23 protein-coding genes are annotated in these 20,763 nt (G+C 59.8%); 20 read left to right on the forward strand and 3 right to left on the reverse strand.

Features of this window, described 5'->3' with window-relative positions:
- Positions 1 to 164: 164 nt before the first annotated feature.
- Complete coding sequence (paaZ, locus tag V6944_RS20210) at positions 165 to 2,210, reverse strand: phenylacetic acid degradation bifunctional protein PaaZ (RefSeq protein WP_333500246.1); 2,046 nt, start codon at positions 2,208 to 2,210, stop codon at positions 165 to 167.
- 285 nt (positions 2,211 to 2,495) lie between these two features.
- Between paaZ and paaA the strand changes: the two genes are divergently transcribed.
- The 13 genes from paaA to paaY all read left to right on the forward strand — a co-directional run bounded on the left by paaA (position 2,496) and on the right by paaY (position 13,692).
- Positions 2,496 to 3,428 (forward strand): 1,2-phenylacetyl-CoA epoxidase subunit PaaA, encoded by a 933-nt coding sequence (paaA, locus tag V6944_RS20215; RefSeq protein WP_333500247.1) that lies wholly within the window; start codon positions 2,496 to 2,498, stop codon positions 3,426 to 3,428.
- Between the two features lie 11 nt (positions 3,429 to 3,439).
- The gene (gene paaB, locus V6944_RS20220) at positions 3,440 to 3,727 is read left to right on the forward strand and encodes a 1,2-phenylacetyl-CoA epoxidase subunit PaaB (RefSeq protein ID WP_333500248.1); all 288 of its coding nucleotides are present in this window, start codon (positions 3,440 to 3,442) and stop codon (positions 3,725 to 3,727) included.
- 7 nt (positions 3,728 to 3,734) lie between these two features.
- Positions 3,735 to 4,490 carry a 1,2-phenylacetyl-CoA epoxidase subunit PaaC gene (gene paaC, locus V6944_RS20225; protein WP_333500249.1) on the forward strand — a complete coding sequence of 252 codons (756 nt, stop codon included), beginning with the start codon at positions 3,735 to 3,737 and terminating at the stop codon, positions 4,488 to 4,490.
- A 12-nt stretch (positions 4,491 to 4,502) separates the two neighbouring features.
- Positions 4,503 to 5,003: a 1,2-phenylacetyl-CoA epoxidase subunit PaaD gene (gene paaD / locus V6944_RS20230; protein WP_333500250.1), complete on the forward strand. Its 501-nt coding sequence runs from the start codon at positions 4,503 to 4,505 to the stop codon at positions 5,001 to 5,003.
- Positions 5,004 to 5,010: 7 nt separating this feature from the next.
- Positions 5,011 to 6,081, forward strand: a complete 1,071-nt coding sequence (gene paaE / locus V6944_RS20235) for a 1,2-phenylacetyl-CoA epoxidase subunit PaaE (RefSeq protein WP_333500251.1) — start codon at positions 5,011 to 5,013, stop codon at positions 6,079 to 6,081.
- Positions 6,078 to 6,845, forward strand: a complete 768-nt coding sequence (gene paaF / locus V6944_RS20240) for a 2,3-dehydroadipyl-CoA hydratase PaaF (RefSeq protein ID WP_333500252.1) — start codon at positions 6,078 to 6,080, stop codon at positions 6,843 to 6,845. The genes paaE and paaF overlap by 4 nt, the downstream gene beginning before the upstream one ends.
- A gap of 2 nt (positions 6,846 to 6,847) precedes the next feature.
- Positions 6,848 to 7,636, forward strand: coding sequence for a 2-(1,2-epoxy-1,2-dihydrophenyl)acetyl-CoA isomerase PaaG (gene paaG, locus V6944_RS20245; RefSeq protein ID WP_333500253.1), 789 nt, complete (start codon positions 6,848 to 6,850; stop codon positions 7,634 to 7,636).
- Positions 7,637 to 7,639: 3 nt separating this feature from the next.
- A complete protein-coding gene (locus V6944_RS20250; protein WP_333500254.1) occupies positions 7,640 to 9,058 on the forward strand; it encodes a 3-hydroxyacyl-CoA dehydrogenase in 1,419 nt (472 codons plus the stop codon).
- The gene (paaI, locus tag V6944_RS20255) at positions 9,051 to 9,473 is read left to right on the forward strand and encodes a hydroxyphenylacetyl-CoA thioesterase PaaI (protein ID WP_185666268.1); all 423 of its coding nucleotides are present in this window, start codon (positions 9,051 to 9,053) and stop codon (positions 9,471 to 9,473) included. The genes V6944_RS20250 and paaI overlap by 8 nt, the downstream gene beginning before the upstream one ends.
- On the forward strand, positions 9,473 to 10,678 hold the full coding sequence (pcaF, locus tag V6944_RS20260; RefSeq protein WP_333500255.1) for a 3-oxoadipyl-CoA thiolase: 1,206 nt from the start codon (positions 9,473 to 9,475) through the stop codon (positions 10,676 to 10,678). Before paaI ends, pcaF begins: the two co-directional genes overlap by 1 nt.
- 28 nt (positions 10,679 to 10,706) lie before the next feature.
- Positions 10,707 to 12,023, forward strand: a complete 1,317-nt coding sequence (gene paaK / locus V6944_RS20265) for a phenylacetate--CoA ligase PaaK (RefSeq protein WP_185666270.1) — start codon at positions 10,707 to 10,709, stop codon at positions 12,021 to 12,023.
- 134 nt (positions 12,024 to 12,157) lie between these two features.
- Complete coding sequence (gene paaX / locus V6944_RS20270; protein ID WP_333500256.1) at positions 12,158 to 13,084, forward strand: phenylacetic acid degradation operon negative regulatory protein PaaX; 927 nt, start codon at positions 12,158 to 12,160, stop codon at positions 13,082 to 13,084.
- A gap of 11 nt (positions 13,085 to 13,095) precedes the next feature.
- A complete protein-coding gene (paaY, locus tag V6944_RS20275) occupies positions 13,096 to 13,692 on the forward strand; it encodes a phenylacetic acid degradation protein PaaY (protein ID WP_333500257.1) in 597 nt (198 codons plus the stop codon).
- An 88-nt stretch (positions 13,693 to 13,780) separates the two neighbouring features.
- On the opposite strand, the gene V6944_RS20280 is transcribed toward paaY, so the two are convergent.
- Complete coding sequence (locus V6944_RS20280) at positions 13,781 to 14,671, reverse strand: LysR family transcriptional regulator (RefSeq protein ID WP_333500258.1); 891 nt, start codon at positions 14,669 to 14,671, stop codon at positions 13,781 to 13,783.
- A gap of 133 nt (positions 14,672 to 14,804) precedes the next feature.
- Here V6944_RS20280 and V6944_RS20285 point away from each other — a divergent pair, with 133 nt between their 5' ends.
- From V6944_RS20285 to pptA, 4 genes are all read left to right on the forward strand, one after another.
- A complete protein-coding gene (locus tag V6944_RS20285) occupies positions 14,805 to 15,074 on the forward strand; it encodes a type II toxin-antitoxin system TacA family antitoxin (RefSeq protein ID WP_333500259.1) in 270 nt (89 codons plus the stop codon).
- Positions 15,068 to 15,547 carry a GNAT family N-acetyltransferase gene (locus V6944_RS20290; RefSeq protein WP_333500260.1) on the forward strand — a complete coding sequence of 160 codons (480 nt, stop codon included), beginning with the start codon at positions 15,068 to 15,070 and terminating at the stop codon, positions 15,545 to 15,547. Before V6944_RS20285 ends, V6944_RS20290 begins: the two co-directional genes overlap by 7 nt.
- An 11-nt stretch (positions 15,548 to 15,558) precedes the next feature.
- Complete coding sequence (locus tag V6944_RS20295; protein ID WP_333500261.1) at positions 15,559 to 16,113, forward strand: AAA family ATPase; 555 nt, start codon at positions 15,559 to 15,561, stop codon at positions 16,111 to 16,113.
- A 71-nt stretch (positions 16,114 to 16,184) separates the two neighbouring features.
- Complete coding sequence (gene pptA, locus V6944_RS20300; RefSeq protein ID WP_035897392.1) at positions 16,185 to 16,412, forward strand: tautomerase PptA; 228 nt, start codon at positions 16,185 to 16,187, stop codon at positions 16,410 to 16,412.
- Between the two features lie 90 nt (positions 16,413 to 16,502).
- Here the strand turns inward: pptA and V6944_RS20305 are convergent, their stop codons facing one another.
- On the reverse strand, positions 16,503 to 17,084 hold the full coding sequence (locus V6944_RS20305; RefSeq protein ID WP_333500262.1) for a flavin reductase family protein: 582 nt from the start codon (positions 17,082 to 17,084) through the stop codon (positions 16,503 to 16,505).
- A 209-nt stretch (positions 17,085 to 17,293) separates the two neighbouring features.
- Here V6944_RS20305 and V6944_RS20310 point away from each other — a divergent pair, with 209 nt between their 5' ends.
- From V6944_RS20310 to V6944_RS20320, 3 genes are all read left to right on the forward strand, one after another.
- On the forward strand, positions 17,294 to 17,998 hold the full coding sequence (locus tag V6944_RS20310) for an ABC transporter ATP-binding protein (RefSeq protein WP_333496987.1): 705 nt from the start codon (positions 17,294 to 17,296) through the stop codon (positions 17,996 to 17,998).
- A complete protein-coding gene (locus V6944_RS20315) occupies positions 17,995 to 18,954 on the forward strand; it encodes an ABC transporter substrate-binding protein (RefSeq protein WP_333500263.1) in 960 nt (319 codons plus the stop codon). The genes V6944_RS20310 and V6944_RS20315 overlap by 4 nt, the downstream gene beginning before the upstream one ends.
- A 97-nt stretch (positions 18,955 to 19,051) precedes the next feature.
- On the forward strand, positions 19,052 to 20,704 hold the full coding sequence (locus V6944_RS20320) for an ABC transporter permease (protein ID WP_333500264.1): 1,653 nt from the start codon (positions 19,052 to 19,054) through the stop codon (positions 20,702 to 20,704).
- The last annotated feature ends 59 nt before the right edge of the window (positions 20,705 to 20,763 follow it).

Genomic DNA, 20,763 nt, shown 5'->3' on the forward strand with positions numbered 1-20,763 from the left:
GTCTCTTAAGCTAACAGCGGAACGTCACGAAGCGTTTGCTTGCGCTTGCCAGGTTGTTTGTCAGTTTTGCCAGTTACAAAAAATGCCTCCGCAGAGGCATTGAGTTTTCATGTGGGGCATTCCCGGCGTCGGCTGCGCCTCGGCCGGGCTACAACATAGAGACCTTACGCCGGGAAATCCCCGTGCTGACGCGCAACCAGCGTCAGAATCGAGTACAGCGCCACCGCCTGCTGATGCTGATTGAAAATCTCCACCGACCATTCCACCACGCCGGTGGCTTTCTCTTCGGCGTTGCGCTGGCGCTTGACCGTTTTACGCTTACAGGTCAGGCGCACCTGGATGGTATCGCCCGGCTTAACCGGCTCGATAAAGCGCAGGTTTTCCATACCGTAGTTGGCGATCACCGGGCCGACGCCCGCGTCAACAAACAGACCGGCCGCTGCGGAAATCAGGAAGTAGCCGTGCACCACGCGCTCGCCGAAAATGGAATCGGCTGCCGCAATCTTGTCCATATGGGCATAGAAGTGGTCGCCGCTGAGGCAGGCGAAGTTGACGATATCCGCTTCGGTCAGGGTACGGCGTGGCGTCAGCAGGCTATCGCCCGGCTGGATCTCCTCGAAGTACTTACGGAACGGGTGAATACGGTCTTCCACCACCTGCGCGCCGCGCACCCATTGCTGGCTTACCGCGGCGAGCATGGTTGGGCTGCCCTGAATTGCGGTGCGCTGCATGTAATGTTTCACCGCGCGCAGGCCGCCCAGCTCTTCACCGCCGCCCGCACGTCCCGGGCCGCCGTGTACCAGCTGCGGTAGCGGGGAGCCGTGGCCGGTGGATTCCGCCGAGGACTCTTCGTTTAATACCTGAATACGCCCGTGTGCACGGGCCGCACCGAGGATAAATTCGCGTGCCAGTTCGCCGCTCGCCGTCACCAGCGTGCCTGCCAGGCTGCCTTCGCCCGCGCGGGCCAGCGTCATGGCGTGTTCGGTGTTCTGATACGGCATCAGGGTGGCAACCGGGCCAAAGGCTTCAATGGCATGTACCGCTGAAACCTCATCCGGCTGCGCGCAGAACAGCAGCGTCGGCGGGAAGAAGGCCCCGGCCGCGCTGAGATCCGCTTTGCCGCCCAGCAGCACTTCACATCCCGCGTCCACCAGACGGTTAACGTTATCCTGCACGTCCTGACGCTGATCGCTGTTGACCAGCGATCCCATCTTCACGCCTTCCTGCGCCGGGTCGCCAACCACCACTTTTTGCAGACGGGCAATCAGCGCGTCGCTCACCGCTTTTACCTGTGCCTGGGGCACGATAATGCGGCGGATAGCGGTACATTTTTGCCCGGCCTTGGTGGTCATCTCACGCACTACTTCACGGATAAGCAGCGCAAATTCCGGCTGTTCTGGGGTGACATCGTCGCCCAGCACGCAGCAGTTCAGCGAGTCCGCTTCCATGGTGAAGGGGACAGACTTCGCCACCAGATTCGGATGCACGCGCAACTGCTGCCCGGTATGCGCCGAACCGGTAAAGGTCACTACGTCCTGGCTGTCGAGGTGGTCGAGCAGGTCGCCCGCGCCGCCGCAGATAAGGCTAATGGCACCGTTCGGCACCAGGCCGCTGTCGATAATCGCTTTCACCATCGCCTGCGTCAGTTGGGCGGTGGCGGTTGCCGGTTTGATGATCGCTGGCATCCCGGCAAGCCAGGTCGGCGCCAGCTTCTCTAACATGCCCCAGCAAGGGAAGTTAAAGGCGTTGATATGCACCGCGACGCCGGACTTTGACGTCAGCACGTGACGAGCGGCAAAGCCGCCCTGTTTGGACAGTGGGATCAGCTCATCTTCCGGCCACAGCACGTCGTCCGGCAGTTCGCGGCCACCGAGGCTGGCGTAGGTGAAGAGGGTGCCGATACCGCCTTCGATATCCACCCAGCTATCGCCGCGTGTTGCGCCGGTCTCAGCGGAGATAGCGTAGAAATCGGCCTTCAGCTCCATCAGATGTTTAGCAACCGCTTTCAGCATCGCGCTGCGTTCAATAAAGGTCATCGCCTGAAGCGCTTTGCCGCCGTGCTCAATAGCGAAGCGACGCGCCTGCGCCATATCCAACCCTTCGCTTGTCACGTCCCACAACGGTTCGCCGCTGATGGCGTGGTGAATGGTGCGGGCACGGCCCCGGCCGGTTTGCCAGGTGCCGGACAAATAGCTGGCTAACTGCTGCATGGTGTTTCTCCAAATATGTTACGTAAACCTGCCTTTAATAGTTCTTTTCTGAATCATGAAAAGCAAGCCTGATTTTAATAATTTATTAACAATGAGATCGCAGACACTTTACGTGTATTGATTATGATTCGGTTTCATCGGGATAAATCAATGGGGATTGCGGTGCGCATCACAAAATTCACAAACAAAATTTGTGGTTTTATTTAACTAAGATGTAACTTTTATAAAACAACATGATTCACAAAAATTGATTTGTTGAATTTATCGGAATCATAAGGTGATGACGTGACAACAGAAGAACAACGCTTTGACCAGCGCATCGCGCAGGATACCGCCATCGAACCGCAGGACTGGATGCCGGACGCGTACCGCAAGACGCTGATCCGCCAGATTGGCCAGCACGCGCATTCGGAAATCGTCGGCATGCTGCCGGAAGGCAACTGGATCACCCGCGCCCCAACGCTTCGCCGCAAAGCGATTCTGCTGGCGAAGGTGCAGGACGAAGCCGGGCATGGCCTCTATCTCTATAGCGCGGCGGAAACCCTCGGCTGCGCTCGTGAAGATATCTACCAGAAGATGCTCGACGGGCAGATGAAGTACTCCTCCATCTTTAACTACCCGACGCTCACCTGGGCGGATATCGGCGTGATCGGCTGGCTGGTCGATGGCGCGGCAATCGTTAACCAGGTGGCGCTGTGCCGTACCTCCTACGGCCCATATGCCCGTGCGATGGTCAAAATCTGCAAAGAAGAGAGCTTCCACCAGCGTCAGGGCTTTGAAGCCTGCATGGCGCTGGCGGCGGGGAGTGAAGAACAGCGTCAGATGCTGCAGGACGCCATCAACCGCTTCTGGTGGCCGGCATTAATGATGTTTGGGCCGAGCGATGACAACTCACCAAACAGCGCCCGCAGCATGGCGTGGAAAATCAAACTGCATTCCAACGATGAACTGCGTCAGCGCTTCGTCGACAACACCGTTCCGCAGGTCGACATCCTCGGCATGAAGGTGCCGGACGCTGATCTGCGCCTGGATGAGGCCACCGGTCACTATCGCTACGGCGAAATCGACTGGCAGGAACTGAATGAAGTCATCAACGGGCGTGGCATCTGTAACCACGAACGTCTGGGCGCCAAGCGCAAAGCCTGGGAAGAGGGGGCATGGGTGCGCGAAGCCGCGCTGGCTCATGCCGAAAAACAACGCGCTCGCGATGCCGCCTGAGGAGAAAAAGAATGAGCAAAACATACTGGCCGTTATACGAAGTGTTTGTCCGCAGCAAACAGGGTCTGTCGCACCGTCACGTAGGCAGCCTGCACGCCGCCGACGATCAGATGGCGCTGGAAAACGCCCGTGATGCCTACACCCGCCGCAGCGAAGGCTGCTCCATCTGGGTGGTGAAGGCGAGCGAAATTGTCGCCTCACTGCCGGAAGAACGCGGTGAGTTTTTCGACCCGGCCGAGAGCAAGGTCTACCGTCATCCGACCTTCTACACCGTGCCAGATGGCATGGAACATATGTGAGGCAGCGATGAACACGCAAAACCCCGTTGCAACCTATGCACTGCGTCTTGGCGATAACGGCCTGGTGCTGGCCCAGCGTTTAGGTGCCTGGTGCGGCCACGCGCCGGAGCTGGAAATTGACCTGGCGCTGGCCAATATCGGCCTCGACCTGCTGGGTCAGGCGCGCAACTTCCTGAGCTACGCCGCCGAACTGAACGGCATCGGCGACGAAGACACCCTGGCCTTTGGCCGCGACGAGCGCCAGTTCAGCAACGTGCTGCTGGTCGAACAGCCGAACGGCAACTTTGCCGACACCATCGCCCGTCAGTTCTTTATCGATGCCTGGCACGTAGCGCTGTTCAGCCGCCTGGTCAACAGCCGCGATGCGCAAATTGCTGCCATCGCCGCCAAAGGGCTGAAAGAGGTGCGTTATCACCTGCGCTTTAGCCGCGGCTGGCTGGAGCGTCTGGGCAACGGCACCGACTATTCCACGCAGCTGATGCAGCAGGCGGTCAACAACCTATGGCGTTTCACCGGTGAGCTGTTTATGGCTGACGAGCTGGATATCAGCCTGAGCGAGCAGGGCATCGCCGTTGACCCACGCGAGTTAGAGACCGAATGGCAGACAACGGTGCACACCGCGCTGCTCGACGCCGGTCTGCAGATCCCTGAAGAAGCGGCGTTCCGTCGCGGCGGCAAGCAGGGTCTGCACAGCGAACATCTCGGGCCGATGCTGGCAGAGATGCAGTATTTACAGCGGTCGTATCCCGGCCAGCAGTGGTAGCAGGAGGTGGCTATGCAACGTCTCGCCGCAATCGCTCCCCCGGAGGTTCGTACCGTCTGGGGATTGTTAAGCGCCATTCCAGACCCGGAAGTGCCGGTGCTGACCATTACCGACCTCGGCATGGTGCGCCGCGTTGAGCGTCACGGCGACGGCTGGGTGATTGGCTTTACGCCGACCTACTCGGGTTGCCCGGCCACCGAACATCTGCTGGGTGAAATTCGGACGGTGATGGCGGAGCACGGCTATACGCCGGTGCATATCGTGCTGCAGCTCGATCCGCCGTGGACCACCGACTGGATGAGCCCGGATGCCCGTGAGCGTCTGCGCCAGTACGGTATCAGCCCGCCGCAGGCCCACGCCTGCCACGTCGACGAGATGCCGAAAGATGTGGTGTGCCCGCGCTGCGGCAGCACCCACACGTCGCTGATCAGTGAATTCGGTTCCACGGCCTGTAAAGCGCTGTATCGCTGCGACAGCTGCCGTGAACCCTTTGATTACTTTAAATGTATTTGAGGCTGCGATGACAACATTTCATTCGCTTACCGTGGCAAAGGTCGAACCGGAAACCCGTGATTCGGTCACTATCACCTTTGCCATTCCCGACGCGCTGCGTAGCGTTTACGCCTTCCGTCCGGGCCAGCACCTGACGCTGAAAACCCGCCTGGGCGGGGAAGAACTGCGTCGTTGCTACTCCATCTGCCGCAGCCGTTCGCCGTCTGAAATCAGCGTGGCGGTCAAGGCTATCGACGGCGGCCGTTTCTCCCGCTATGCCCAGAGCGATATCCAGCAGGGCATGGAGCTTGAGGTGATGGTGCCGCAGGGCCACTTTGGCTACCAGCCGCAGGCCGAGCGTGAAGCCGAATATCTGGCGATTGCCGCCGGTTCTGGTATTACGCCAATGATGGCGATTATCGAAGCCACGCTTGCCACCGAACCGGCCAGCCAGTTCACCCTGATTTACGGCAACCGCAGCAGCCACAGCATGATGTTCCGCCAGGCGCTGGCCGACCTGAAAGACCGCTACCCGCAGCGTTTGCAGGTGGTGCATCTGTTCAGCCAGGAGTCGATGGACAGCGACCTGCTGCAAGGGCGCATCGACGGCGAAAAGCTGCATGCGCTGGGCAAAACGCTGCTCGATTTCAGCCGCTTTGACGATGCCTTTATTTGTGGTCCGTCGGTGATGATGGATGAAGCCGAAGTGGCGCTGCGCGAACTGGGCGTGCCGGAAAAATCCATTCACCTCGAACGTTTCAACACGCCAGGCACCAGCGTGAAACGCGCCACCGGCGTGCAGGCGGAAGGCCGCACGGTCACCATTCGTCAGGACGGTCGCGATCGCCTGATTTCGCTGAACGCCGAAGATGACAGCATTCTCGACGCCGCGCTGCGTCAGGGCGCTGACCTGCCGTTCGCCTGTAAAGGCGGCGTCTGCGCCACCTGTAAATGCAAGGTGGTGAGCGGTGAAGTAGCGATGGCCGCCAACTACAGCCTCGAAGCCGATGAAGTGGCGGCGGGCTATGTACTGAGCTGCCAGGCGCTGCCAACCAGCGGCGATGTGGTGGTCGACTTTGACGCGCGGGGGATGGCATGAGCGAACTGCTGATTACCCGTCACGACCGCGTACTGCAGCTGACACTGAACCGCCCACAGGCGCGTAATGCGTTAAACAACGCGCTGTTGACGCAGATTGCCGAGGCGCTGGAAAGCGCGGCGGCAGACGCCAGCATTAGCGTGTGCGTGATTAGCGGTAACCCGCGCTACTTCGCTGCGGGTGCCGACCTAAACGAAATGGCGGAAAAAGACTTGCCCGCCACCTTCGACGATAGTCGCCCGCGTCTCTGGGCGCGTATCGATGCCTTCAACAAGCCGCTGCTGGCGGTGGTGAACGGCTACGCGCTGGGCGCGGGCTGTGAGCTGGCGCTGCTCTGCGACCTGGTGATTGCTGGCGATAACGCCCGCTTTGGCTTGCCGGAAATTACCCTCGGCACCATGCCGGGGGCAGGCGGTACGCAGCGTCTTATTCGCAGCGTCGGCAAAGCGCTGGCCAGCCGCATGGTGCTGAGCGGCGAAAGCATTGATGCCGAACGCGCACAGCAGGCCGGGCTGGTGAGCGACATTCACCCGGCGAACCTCTCCGATGAATACGCGCTGAAGCTGGCGGCGACCATCGCCAGCCGCTCACCGCTGGCGCTGCGGGCGGCAAAACAGTCGCTGCGTCTGGCGCATGAGGTGGGGTTGCAGGCCGGTCTGGTGCAAGAACGTCAGCTGTTTACGCTGCTGAGCGGTACCGAAGATCGTCGTGAGGGCATCAACGCCTTTTTAGAAAAACGCACGCCGGAATTTAAAGGACGCTAATCGTGGACGCATTCATTCTCAGCGAAGTGGAACAGGGCGTGATGACCATCACCCTGAACCGCCCGGACCGACTCAATAGCTTTAACGATGTGATGCACCAGCAGCTTGCCGACTGCCTGAAACAGGCCGAACGCGACGACACCATTCGTTGCCTGCTGATCACCGGTGCTGGCCGCGGTTTTTGCGCCGGGCAGGATCTGAACGACCGTAACGTTGACCCGAGCGGCCCCGCGCCGGATCTGGGCATGTCGGTAGAACGCTTTTACAACCCGCTGGTGCGCCGCTTAGCCGCGCTGCCGAAGCCGGTTATCTGCGCCGTGAACGGCGTCGCTGCCGGTGCCGGTGCCACGCTAGCGATGGGCTGCGACATCGTGATTGCCGCGCGTTCAGCGAAGTTTGTCATGGCTTTCAGCAAGCTAGGCCTGGTGCCGGACTGCGGCGGAAGCTGGGTGCTGCCGCGCGTTGCCGGTCGCGCCCGCGCCGTTGGCCTGCTGATGCTCGGCGATAACCTCAGCGCCGAACAGGCCGCACAATGGGGGATGATCTGGCAGGTGGTTGACGATGCCGAGCTGAAAGACACCGCGCTGACCATGGCCCGCCATTTAGCCACCCAGCCGACCTACGGTCTGGGGCTGATCAAGAAAGCCTTACAGCTTTCTGAAACTAACTCGCTGGATGAGCAGCTTGAGCTTGAACGCGACTACCAGCGCATGGCCGGTCGCAGCGACGACTATCGCGAAGGCGTCAGCGCCTTCCTCGCCAAACGTCCACCACAGTTCAGCGGGAAATAAGCCATGAGCCAGACTCTTCACACCGTCGCCGTGATTGGCGGCGGCACTATGGGCGCCGGGATTGTCGAAGTGGCGGCCAGCGCCGGGCACGCGGTGCTGCTGTACGACATTTCCGCCGATGCGGTTACTCGCGCCATCGACGGCATTGCCCAGCGTCTGCACGCCCGCGTTAGCCGCGGCAAAGTCAGCGCCGAGCAGGCACAGGCGCTGCTGGCGCGTATTACCCCAGCAACGGAATTAACGCAGCTTGCCGACGCACAGCTGGTGATTGAAGCCGCGTCCGAGCGACTAGAGATTAAAAAGGCACTGTTCAGCGAGCTGGCGGAGATTTGCTCCCCGTCCACGCTGCTGACCAGCAACACCTCGTCCATCTCGATTACCTCGATTGCGGCGGGCATCAAACATCCAGAACGCGTGGCGGGGCTGCACTTCTTTAACCCGGCACCGGTGATGAAACTGGTGGAAGTGGTGAGCGGCCTTGCCACCTCAACGGAAGTGGTCGAGCAGCTTTGCCAGTGCGTCACCGCCTGGGGCAAACAGCCGGTGCGCTGCCGCTCCACGCCGGGCTTTATCGTTAACCGCGTGGCCCGTCCTTACTACGCCGAAGCCTGGCGTGCACTGGAAGAGCAGGTGGCGTCTGCGGAAGTGATTGATGCCGCGCTGCGCGACGGCGGCGGTTTCCCAATGGGGCCGCTGGCGCTGACCGACCTTATCGGCCAGGACGTGAACTTTGCCGTGACCTGCTCGGTGTTTAACGCTTTCTGGCAGGACCGCCGTTTTCTGCCCTCGCTGCTGCAACAGGAGCTGGCGCTGGCAGGACGTCTGGGCAAGAAGAGCGGCCACGGTGTCTATCGCTGGCCGGTGGAAAATCAGCCCGAACTGTCGCTGGTTGCCGTTTCCGCTGACCGCGCGGCGAAGATCGTTAAAAGTGACGTTGTCACTGAATTAGACGATGTACTGCTGCTGGAAACCACCGGTGAAACCGCACTGGCCTTAAGCATGCAGTACCAGCGCCCGGTGGTGGTGTATGACCATGCGGCGGGCGATACCGTCGTGCTGGCAGGTGCACCAACCAACCCGGATTCAGCCACCGACAAAGCGGTGTATTACTTCCAGCAGCAGGGCAAAAACGTGCTGCGTATTGCCGACTACCCAGGGCTTCTGGTGTGGCGCACGGTAGCGATGCTGGCGAACGAAGCGCTGGATGCGGTGCAAAAAGGCGTCGCCAGCGCGGACGACATCGATACTGCGATGCGCTTAGGGGTCAACTACCCGCGCGGGCCGCTGGCCTGGGGCGAATCGCTTGGCTGGGGGCGCGTGCTGCGTCTGCTGGAAAATCTACAACAGCACTACGGTGAGGAACGTTACCGCCCAAGTGCGCTGCTGCGCCAGAAAGCGCTGATGGAGATGCGTCATGAGTAATGAAGCCTGGCGCAACGCCCGCGCCATGTACGAGAAAGATACCTGCGCGCAGGCGCTGGGCATTGAAATTATTGAGATGGATGACGGCTACGCGCAGATGACGATGACCGTATCGCCCTCGCAGTTAAACGGCCATCAGACCTGCCACGGCGGCCAGCTATTCACGCTGGCGGATACCGCCTTTGCCTACGCCTGCAACAGCCAGGGGCTGGCGGCGGTGGCCTCGGCTGCCAGCATCGATTTTCTGCGTCCGGCCTTTGCGGGAGAGAAATTAACCGCCACCGCCCGGGTCAAGCAGCAGGGCAAACTGACCGGCGTGTATGACATTGAAATCGTCAACCCGCAGCAAAAAACCGTAGCGCTGTTTCGCGGCAAATCGCACCGCATCGGCGGCACTATTACAGGAGAAGTCTAATGCGTGATGCGTTTATTTGTGACGGTATTCGTACCCCCATTGGCCGCTACGCGGGTGGCCTGGCCGGGGTTCGTGCCGACGATCTGGCGGCCATTCCGCTGCGCGAGCTACTGAGCCGCAACCCGAAGTTAGACCCAACCTGTATCGATGACGTGATTTTCGGCTGTGCCAACCAGGCCGGTGAAGATAACCATAACGTCGCGCATATGGCGACGCTGTTGGCGGGTTACCCGTACGGCGTTTCCGGCACCACCATTAACCGTCTGTGCGGCTCCGGCCTCGACGCGATTGGCTTCGCCGCACGGGCCATTAAAGCAGGTGATGCGGATCTGATGATTGCCGGCGGCGTGGAGTCGATGTCCCGTGCGCCGTTCGTGATGGGCAAGGCGACCACGCCGTACCAGCGTCAGGCCGAGATGTTTGATACCACCATCGGCTGGCGTTTTGTGAACCCGCTCATGCAGCAACAATTTGGTACTGACAGCATGCCGGAAACGGCAGAGAATGTAGCGGAATTGTTAAACATCAGCCGGGAAGATCAGGACGCCTTTGCTTACCGCAGCCAGCAGCGTACCGCCAAAGCGCAGCGCGACGGCATTCTGGCGCAGGAAATTGTGCCGGTGCAGATTATCGGTAAGAAGGGCGCAGTCAGCGCGGTGCGTGAAGATGAGCATCCGCGCGCGGAAACCACGCTGGAGCAACTGGCTTCGCTGAAAACCCCGTTCCGCAAGGGCGGTGTGGTGACGGCAGGTAATGCCTCCGGCGTCAACGACGGTGCGGCGGCGCTGATTATCGCCAGCCAGCAGCAGGCCGCCGCGCAGGGCTTAACGCCGCGTGCCCGTATTGTCGCCATGGCGACCGCGGGCGTTGAACCGAAGTACATGGGTCTTGGGCCGGTTCCGGCGGTGCGTAAAGTGCTGGAGCGAGCCGGGCTGAATATTAACGATATGGACGTGATTGAGCTGAACGAAGCCTTTGCCGCCCAGGCGCTGGGCGTACTCAGACAGCTTGGACTGGCGGACGACGCGGCGCATGTGAACCCGAACGGTGGCGCCATCGCCTTAGGCCACCCGTTAGGCATGAGCGGCACGCGGCTGGCGCTGGCAGCGACGCTGGAGCTGGAACGACGCAATGGACGCTATGCGCTGTGTACGATGTGTATTGGCGTGGGTCAGGGCATTGCCATGATCCTCGAGCGAGTGTGAGCTAATTGACCTGCGAGTACCCTACAAAATGACAACTACAACAAAATTAGACCCGATTGAAACCGCATCGCGTGACGAGTTACAGGCTCTGCAAACCGAGCGCCTGAAGTGGACGCTGAAACACGCCTACGAAAATGTCCCGATGTACCGCCGTAAGTTTGACGCGGCGGGCGTACACCCTGACGATTTTCATGAGCTGAGCGATCTCGCCAAGTTTCCCTGCACCACCAAGCAGGATCTGCGCGACAACTACCCATTCGATACCTTCGCGGTGCCGATGGAGCAGGTGGTGCGTATCCATGCGTCGTCCGGGACCACCGGCAAGCCAACCGTCGTTGGCTATACGCAAAATGATATCGATACCTGGGCGAACATCGTCGCCCGTTCGCTGCGCGCTGCGGGCGGCTCGGCGAAGGATAAAATTCATGTGGCCTACGGCTACGGTCTGTTCACCGGCGGCCTGGGCGCGCACTACGGTGCCGAACGCTTAGGGGCGACGGTGATCCCGATGTCCGGCGGTCAGACCGAGAAACAGGCGCAGCTGATCCGTGATTTCAAACCCGATATGATCATGGTGACGCCGTCTTACTGTCTGAACCTGATTGAAGAGCTGGAACGCCAGATGGGCGGCGACGCGCGTGGCTGTTCGTTGCGTACCGGCGTTTTTGGCGCTGAACCGTGGACCACCGGCATGAAGGCGGAGATTGAACGCCGCCTCGGCATTACCGCGCTGGATATCTACGGCCTGTCCGAAGTGATGGGGCCGGGCGTGGCGATGGAGTGTATTGAAACCGCCGACGGCCCAACCATCTGGGAAGACCATTTCTTCCCGGAAGTGGTCAACCCGGAAGACGGTACGCCGCTGGCCGACGGCGAGCACGGCGAACTGCTGTTCACCACACTCACCAAAGAAGCGCTGCCGGTAATTCGTTACCGCACCCGCGACCTGACGCGTCTGCTGCCGGGCACCGCCCGCACCATGCGCCGTATGGATCGCATCAGCGGGCGCAGCGACGACATGCTGATTATTCGCGGCGTGAACGTCTTCCCGTCGCAGGTAGAAGAAGAGATCCTCAAGATTGAACATCTGGCACCACACTACCAGCTGGAAGTCGATCGCCGTGGGCATCTTGATTCACTGTCGATTCGCGTTGAGCTGAAAGAGAGTAGCCTGGTGCTGAGCCACGAACAGCGCTGCCAGATTTGCCACCACCTGCGTCATCGCATTAAGTCGATGGTCGGCATTTCAACGGACGTCAGCATCGTCAACTGCGGCAGCATTCCGCGCTCCGAAGGCAAGGCGTGCCGCGTGTTTGACCTGCGCAAAGCCGCCGCCAACGGCTAAGCAATGTAGCCCGGCCGAGCAACGCGACGCCGGGTTTTTGCACCGTGCTATCCCCGGCGTCACTTCGTTCGGCCGGGCTACAAATTCCTGTGCTATGATTCAAAAAGGACAAAAACAACAACACTATGAATCATATGGAAAAACTCGATAGCTTTATCCAGCAGGCGGTCACCGCGATGCCGATCAGCGGCACCTCGCTGATTGCCTCACTGTACGGTGACTGTTTATCCCAGCGCGGTGGAGAGGTCTGGCTTGGCAGCGTAGCGGCGCTGCTGGAAGGGCTGGGCTTTGGCGAACGTTTCGTGCGTACCGCGCTGTTTCGCCTCAACAAAGAAGAGTGGCTGGACGTCGTGCGCATTGGCCGCCGCAGCTTCTATCGCCTGAGCGACAAAGGGCTACGCCTGACGCGTCGCGCCGAGAGTAAAATCTATCGCGCCAACGCCCCGGAGTGGGACGGCACCTGGCTGCTGCTGCTTTCTGAAGGGCTGGAAAAAAACACCCTCGCCGAAGTCAAAAAACAGCTGATCTGGCAGGGATTTGGCGTGCTGGCGCCGAGCCTTTTGGCCTCGCCGTCGCAAAAGCTGGCGGACGTACAGTCGCTGCTGCATGAAGCGGGCGTAGCGGAGAACGTTATCTTCTTCGAAGCCCATTCGCCGCTGGCGCTCTCCCGCGCTGCGCTGCGTGAGCGGGTTGAAGAGTGCTGGCATCTGACCGAACAGAATGCCATGTACGAAGCATTTATCACGCTGTTTCGCCCATTGCTGCCGCTGCTGCGCGACGCTGAAGCCGATGAGTTAACGCCGGAACGCTGCTTCCAGATTCGCCTGCTGCTGATCCACTTCTATCGCCGCGTGGTGCTGAAGGATCCGCTGCTGCCGGAAGAGTTGCTGCCCGCCCACTGGCTGGGCCAGACCGCGCGCCAGCTCTGTATCAACATCTATCAACGCGTGGCCCCAGGGGCGCAGGTTTTCGTCAGTGAAAAAGGCGAAAGCTCGGTGGGCGAACTGCCCGCGCCGGGGCCGCTCTATTATCAGCGTTTTGGGGGATTGCCCGAAGCGTAACAGGAGAAGCCATGCCGATTTATCAGATGGACGGAATGACCCCGGTGGTTCCGACGGAAAGCTACGTTCACCCGACCGCCGTACTGATTGGCGATGTGATCCTCGGTAAAGGGGTTTACGTTGGGCCAAACGCCAGTCTGCGCGGCGATTTTGGGCGTATCGTGGTCAAAGATGGCGCTAACATCCAGGATAACTGCGTGATGCACGGTTTTCCCGGCCAGGACACGGTAGTGGAAGAAGACGGGCATATCGGCCACGGCGCCATTCTGCACGGCTGCGTGATTGGCCGTAATGCGCTGGTTGGCATGAGCGCGGTGATTATCGACGGTGCGACCATCGGCGAGAACAGCATCGTTGGCGCGTGCGCATTCGTGAAGGCGCGGGCGGAGATGCCCGCCAACCATCTGATTATCGGCAGCCCGGCGAAGGCGATTCGCAGCTTAACCGAGCAGGAGCTTGAGTGGAAAAAGCAGGGGACTCGCGAGTATCAGGTGCTGGTCGACCGCTGCCAGAAAACGCTGGTTGCCGTTGAGCCGCTAACTGAAGCCGAGCCGGACCGTAAGCGTCTGGAGTTTGATGAAAACCTGCAGCCTAAATCCGCTATTTAGCTCGTATTCCCCCCGGCGTCACTTCGTTCGGCCGGGCTACCGCGCATGTAGCCCGGCCGAACGAAGTGACGCCGGGACGGCTCTGAACCTACGCGTAACGCAGCGCTTCCACCAACAGCGCAAACGCAGTGGTGTGCTGGCGACGGCTAGGATAATAAAGATAATAACCCGCAAACGGCACGCACCAGTCGGCCAGCACGTGCTGTAAGCGCCCGGCGGCAACGCCCTCAGCTATCGTATCTTCCGGCACATAGGCCAGCCCTAATCCCGCTTCGGCAGCCTCGATGCGTTGCGGCAGGCAGTTTAGCGTCAGTTGCCCCTCAACCCGCACCCGCAGCGGCTCGCCGTCGTGCTCAAACTCCCACGCATACAGCCCGCCTTTGGTCGGCAGACGCATATTAATGCAGCGGTGCTGCTGTAAATCATGTGGCGTTTGCGGTACCCCGTGGCTTGCCAGGTACTCCGGCGAACCGACCACCGCCATGCGCATATCCGGGCCAATGCGCACCGCAATCATATCGCGCGCGACCTGTTCCCCCAGGCGAATGCCCGCATCAAACCGCTCATCGACAATATCCGTCAGGCCGTTATCGACGGTGACCTCGATATTGATATCCGGGTACTGCTGCATAAACGGCTTAATGCGCGGCCAGATAATGGTGTTCATGGCGTGCTCGCCCGCCGTAAGGCGAATGTTACCCGCCGGACGTTCACGGGAGTCGCGCAGGGCGGCAATCTCCTGCGCAATCTCTTGCAAATGCGGGCTCAGGCGCTGATAGAGTTTCTCGCCCGCCTCGGTGGGTGCCACGTTGCGGGTGGTGCGCGTTAGCAAACGCACGTCGAGACGGCTTTCCAGATTGCGCATGGCATGGCTCAGCGCCGACTGTGATACGCCCAACTGCGCCGCCGCACGGGTAAAACTGCGCTCGCGCGCCACGACCATAAAAGAGATGAGATCGTTGATGTTGTCTTTCAGCATGGGATGTGGCCATTAATGAATCTGGTTCATGATTCAGCAGTGTAATCCGCGTGTGCGCGATCGCCAAGGGATATACTGCGGCGATTTCTTACGCTAAAATTATGTATATCCATTGTATATACACGGAGGCGTAATGCCCAACAGATCAAAAGAGGCACCCATCAATTTACGGGCAACACCCCGGCAGCGCGATCTTATCGATCGAGCAGCACAGCTGAACTCGCTATCACGCACCGATTTTATGCTTAATGCCGCCTGCGAAAAAGCGCAGGAGGTGTTACTTGACCAGCGCCTGCTGGTGGTAAGCGAAGAGCAGTTTGCTGAATTTCAACGTATTCTTGATACACCGCTGTCGGAAAATGCCGGTTTTCAGGAGTTGATGAGCGACAAATATTCATGGTGAAGGATCTGACGGAGAAGCTTTCTCCGGCGCACCAGACAGCGGATTTTTGCTCCGGTGAACCGGTACTGGATGACTGGTTAAAACGTCGCGCCTGGCAAAATGAGGAGACCGGCGCAACCAGGACGTTTGTACTTTGCTCGGACGTTGATAAGCGCGTGATGGGTTATTATTCGCTGTCGACCGGTGCTATCCAGCGTGAAGCGGTTCCCGGCACGTTTCGGCGCAATATGCCAGAACCGATCCCCATTGTGCTGATTGCGCGCTTTGCCGTTGATGTCGACTACCAAAAGCAGCGCTGGGGTGGCAAATTACTGCGAGAAGCAGTGATGCGCACCATGCTGATTTCACAGGTTATTGGCGTACGAGGACTGGTGGTGCATGCGCTAAGCGATAATGCGAAAGCCTTTTATCAGCGCTTCGGCTTTGTTGAATCCCCGTTGCAGCCCCATACGCTGGTACTGCCGATTCGTTAATCAGGACATTCATGAAAATCAACGTGGTAGGCACCAGCGGCGTAGGTAAATCAACGTTGGCAAAACGTCTTGCGGCGCTGTTTTCCGTGCCCTATATCGAAATGGATACGTTGTACTGGCGGCCAGACTGGCAGGGCGTCACCGATGAGGAACTCTTTGCCGCGCTGGCGCAGGCAACCGCCGCCCCCGGGTGGGTACTGGACGGTAACTACAATCGTAGTCGCCCGGTAAAGTGGCGCGAGGTGGATCTGGTGGTGTGGGTGGATTACAGCTTCTGGCGCACTTTCCGCCAGGCCGTATGGCGTGCCGCAAGCCGCGCGTGGCGGCAGCAGGAGCTCTGGCCGGGCACCGGTAACCGGGAGAGCTTCCGGCGCTCCTTCTTTAGCCGTGACTCCATCATCCTCTGGACGCTGAAAACCTGGCGGCCAAACCGCGAGCGCTATCTGCGGGATATGGCCGATCCCGCGTGGCAGCATATCCGCTTTGTGCGGTTGCGTAATCAGCGTGAAACCGAAGCGTTTATCGCGCAGTTGCTGGCAGAAAAAACGCAGCAATCTGGCGGTTAAGCGCACGAAAAGGCAGTGGTTGTTGCCGGGCTATGGTAGCTTTATGACTCTAACCATAAGGAGCCCTGCAGATGCCACACGTTGATATTAAATGTTTTCCCCGCGACCTGAACGACGAACAAAAAACCGCGCTTGCTGCGGACATCACCGAAGTGCTGATTCGCCATCTGAATAGCAAAGAGGGCGCCGTTAGCGTTGCCCTGAATCAGGTCCAGCAGAGCGACTGGCAGCAGGTGTGGGACACCGAGATTGCCCCACATATGGATGAGCTGATTAAAAAGCCTGGTTACAGCATGTAAGCCTTCGTAGCCCGGCCAAGCGAAGCGCCGCCGGGGAGGCTCGGCGCCATTCCCGGCGGCGCTTCGCTTGGCCGGGCTACCAGTATCAGACTACTCCTCAGGCGTGTTTGCTCGGATCTGTTTTCCGCTTGCCACAAACGTTCCCGCACCGAGATGATGCAGCGTATTGCGCTTATCGTCGTCGAAATTCCAGCGTCCGGCCACAAACGCCTGTTCATCCGCCGCGGCGGAAACCACTTCGCCAAACAGCGTATCGTACTGCCCGGCGGCGGCCGTGGCGGGCAGCAGTCGGCACTCCATCCATGCCAGACATTTTTCTTCAATCACCGGCAATCCCAGCACCGGGCCTTTCACCACCGGAATGCCGTAGGCGTTAAATTTATCTTCATCGCGCCCGCTGATGCTGCCTACCGCGTAGGTCCAGCTGGCGGCAGCGACGCTCGGTACCACAATCCCGAAGGTGCCGTTACGCTCAATAATTTCCCGTGACCAGGCGCTCTTATCGACCACGATGGCGATACGCGGCGGCTCAAACTCTACCGGCATTGACCAGGCAGCAGCCATCACGTTGCGGCGCTGTGAGTCGACGTCGAAGCTGGTGATGAGGATCGTGGGGCCGTGGTTGAGCAGGCGGCTGGCGTGATGAAGTTCAACGGGACGAAAACGGCTCATAAGGATTTCCTGAATAGTAGGATGCGATGAGCTACACACTAAATCGCAATAAAAGCGTAATCAATACGTCATATCACCTGCCTATAGTCGCCAGCACTAAGTCCCAAAGAGGATAACACTATGTTGGCTCCCCTGATGTTTATGCAGGTGAGCGCGGCCCGTCGGCGTTCGGCCATGGGTAAAGCACCGCTTTCCAATTGGGGAGGGCGATAATGCGCGCGCTAACTGGCATTCGGCTCGATGGCGTTTCCTTCGCTTTCGGGGCCACCACCGTTCTTAATCACATCAACCTGCAGATCGATGCGGGCAGCATCGTGGCATTGCTTGGGCCTTCCGGCTGCGGCAAAAGCACGTTACTGCGCCTGCTGGCAGGGCTCACCGTTCCCGCTGAAGGTGAAATCCATTTCGGCGACCGTCTGATTGCCAGACCCGGCTGGGGGCTACCGCCCGAGCAGCGGGATATCGGCATGGTTTTCCAGGACTACGCGCTGTGGCCGCACATGACCGCCGCTGAAAACGTCGCCTTTCCGCTACGCATGCGCGGTGTGGCTCGCGATGAGCGGACGCGTCGGGTTAATGACGCGCTGGCGATGGTAGGTCTCTCTGGCTTTGGCGAACGTAAGCCTTCCGGGCTCTCTGGTGGACAGCAGCAGCGCGTGGCGCTGGCAAGGGCGATCGTCGCCGAACCGCGGGTACTGCTGTTTGATGAACCGCTTTCCAACCTCGATAGCGAACTGCGTGAATCGTTATGTCTGGAGATGAGCCGACTGCTGCGCCAGCTCGGCATCACCGCCGTGTACGTCACTCACGACCGCCGCGAGGCCGAACTGTTGGCTGACCGAATTGTGCACCTTTCTGCGGGCAGCATTGCTGCTGTTCGCACCGTTGCTTCTACCTCAGGGGAACTTGTATGAAATCCGTTAAAAAAGGCGTTGCGCTCGCGATGATGTTATCTGCTTCGATGATTTCCAGCGCCCATGCGCTGACCGTATACACCGCAGGCCCAGGTTCGCTGGCTAAGAATCTGGCCAGCGGCTATGAAAAGAAAACCGGCGTGAAGGTGAATATCTTCCAGGCCACCACCGGCAAGGTGATGGCGCGTCTGGAGGCCGAGCAGGCGAATCCGCAGGCGGACGTGCTGATTTCCGCATCATGGGACACCGCCGAAGATTTGCACGGCCGCGGCTGGCTGCTGCCGTACCAGAGTGGGAATGCCGATAAGGTGCCAGCGGCGCTGAAATCAGCCGACTTTGTGGCGCAGGGTATTTCGGCGCTGGGGATTGTCTGGAACACCAAAAGCGGGACGCCTGAGCCGAAAGAGTGGCGCGACCTGACCGAAGCGGCGTTTAAAGACAAAGTCACTACGCCGGACCCGGCGCTCTCCGGTGCTTCGCTCGATTTGCTGATCGGGTTACAGAATGGCATGGGTGATAAAGCCTGGGCGTTGTTTGATGAATTGAAAAAGAACGGCATGGTGGTGAGTGGGCCGAACGCGCAGGCGGTCACCCCGGTGATGCAGGGGGCGAAAGCAGCGGTATTCGGCGCGGTAGATTATGTTTCCTACGGCAATATCGACCAGGGCGAATCGCTGAAGGTGATTTTCCCGGCCAGCGGCACGGTGATTGCGCCGCGTCCGATGATGATCCTCAAAACGACCCAGCATGCAGATGAGGCGAAAGCCTTTATTGACTACGTACTGTCACCGGAAGGCCAGGCGATGGTCGCCGACGCATGGCTGATACCTGCGCGCAGCGATGTGTCCGCCAAGCGTCCGCTGCTGAACGACCTGAAAGTGTTGCCAACCACCAGCGACGGTAGCAGCGAGCGCAGCGCGGTTCTGGCGCGGTTTAATACGCTGTTCGGGCAGTAAATTTCCGTAGCCCGGCCGAGCGAAGCGACGCCGGGAATCAGCTTGGTGCACAACTCGGCGGCGCTTCGCTCGGCCGGGCTACAATCTGGAACTTCGGGTGAAACAAAAATCCCTCTCTCTTGTCACCCTCATCGCGCTGGTGGTGCTGGTGGCGTTGCCGCTCTTTTTCATTCTGTTGCAGGCTATTTTTCCGCAGTTTAGCGCCGGTTCGCTGCACAAGCCGTTTAGTGGAATAGCCTCTTTAATCAACGATCCCCAGTTGATGCCGATGCTCGGCGGAACCTTGTGGATTGCCTGTGGCGTGGCGCTGATGAGCGTGATTATCGGCCTGCCGCTTGGCGTGCTGCGTGGGCTGTTTAACCTGCCGCTGCCAAAACTGTGGGATCTGCTGTTTTTAATTCCGTTTCTTACGCCGCCGTATATCGCTGCGCTCTCATGGATGCTGGTGCTGCAGCATAACGGCTATCTGCAGCAGCTGACCGGCTGGGATTTGAACGATCTGCTGTTTAGCCGCACCGGGATCGTGCTGGTGATGACCCTGAATATCTTCCCGGTGGTCTATTTTGCCGTCTCACGCAGCCTGCTGGCGAGCGGGCAGCGGCTGGCTATCGTCGCGCGGGTTCACGGGGCAAGCGCCTGGCGGGCATTCTGGCACGTCACGCTGCCGATGCTTTCCCCGGCGCTGGCGGCGGGGATGCTGCTGTCCTTTACTCTGGCGATTGAAGAGTACGGCGTACCCGCGGCGCTGGGCTCACGGGCGGGGGTGGTGATGCTCACCGTGGGTATTGAGAAAAAACTGGCGGACTGGCCTATCGATCTCACCGGTGCGTCGCTGCTGTCGGTGCTGCTGATTACCGTGGCGTTGCTCGCCTGGTGGCTGCAAAAACGGCTGACGGGAACGACTGAAGTCACCAGCGTCACTGGAAAACCGGGGGAGAACAGCGGGGCGTCGCTCGGCGTTATGACACTACCTGCGCTGCTGGTGATGGGCGGCGTTGGCGGGCTGGCAGTGCTGCTTCCCGGTGCGTCAATGGTGGCAACCAGCCTGATGGGCACGCTCTCCGGTGGATTGAACATGGGCAACTTTACGCTGAAGCACTTCAGCGCGCTGTTCGCGCAGCAGGGCGATGCGCTCTCGGCGTTGGGCACCAGTTTATCGCTGGCGCTGGCCTCGGCGCTGATTGTCGGCCTGCTCGGGCTGGTGGCGGCCTGGCTGGTACTGGTGCAGAAAATCAAAGGCAGCGCATTGATTGATGCGCTTTCGCTGATGCCCGCAGCGTTGCCGGGTGTGGTGGTGGGCGTTGGGCTGATTCTATTGTGGAATCAGCCGTTCTGGCCGGTCTCACCTTACAATACGTGGTTTATGCTGCTGCTCTCTTATTGCTGCCTGCTGTTGCCGTGGCCAGTGCGCTATGTCGGCAGCGCGCTGCGTCAGCTGGGGAATAACCTGGAGCCGGCGGCGCGTGTGCACGGTGCATCGCCGTGGCAGGCCTTACGGTTGATTGTGCTGCCGCTGGTGTTTCCGGCGCTGTTGGCGGCGATGCTGATGGTATTTGCCGTCGCCTCGCGCGAGCTGGTGACCTCACTGCTGCTGGCACCGGCGGGAACGCAGACCGTGGCGGTGTTTATCTGGCGGCAGTTCGAGCAGGGTTCGGTCGGCCAGGGGATGGCGATGGCGAGCCTGACGCTGTTCGTCGGGCTGGGGTTAATGCTAACCGCGCTAGGGCTGATGCAGCGAAGTACACGGTAGGTTAACCGATCGCACAAATCGGTCAGTGGTCAGGGCAAAATAGGTTATAAAGAACGGAC

This window comes from Kluyvera sp. CHPC 1.2972 (assembly GCF_036759925.1).
Classification (GTDB): domain Bacteria; phylum Pseudomonadota; class Gammaproteobacteria; order Enterobacterales; family Enterobacteriaceae; genus Kluyvera.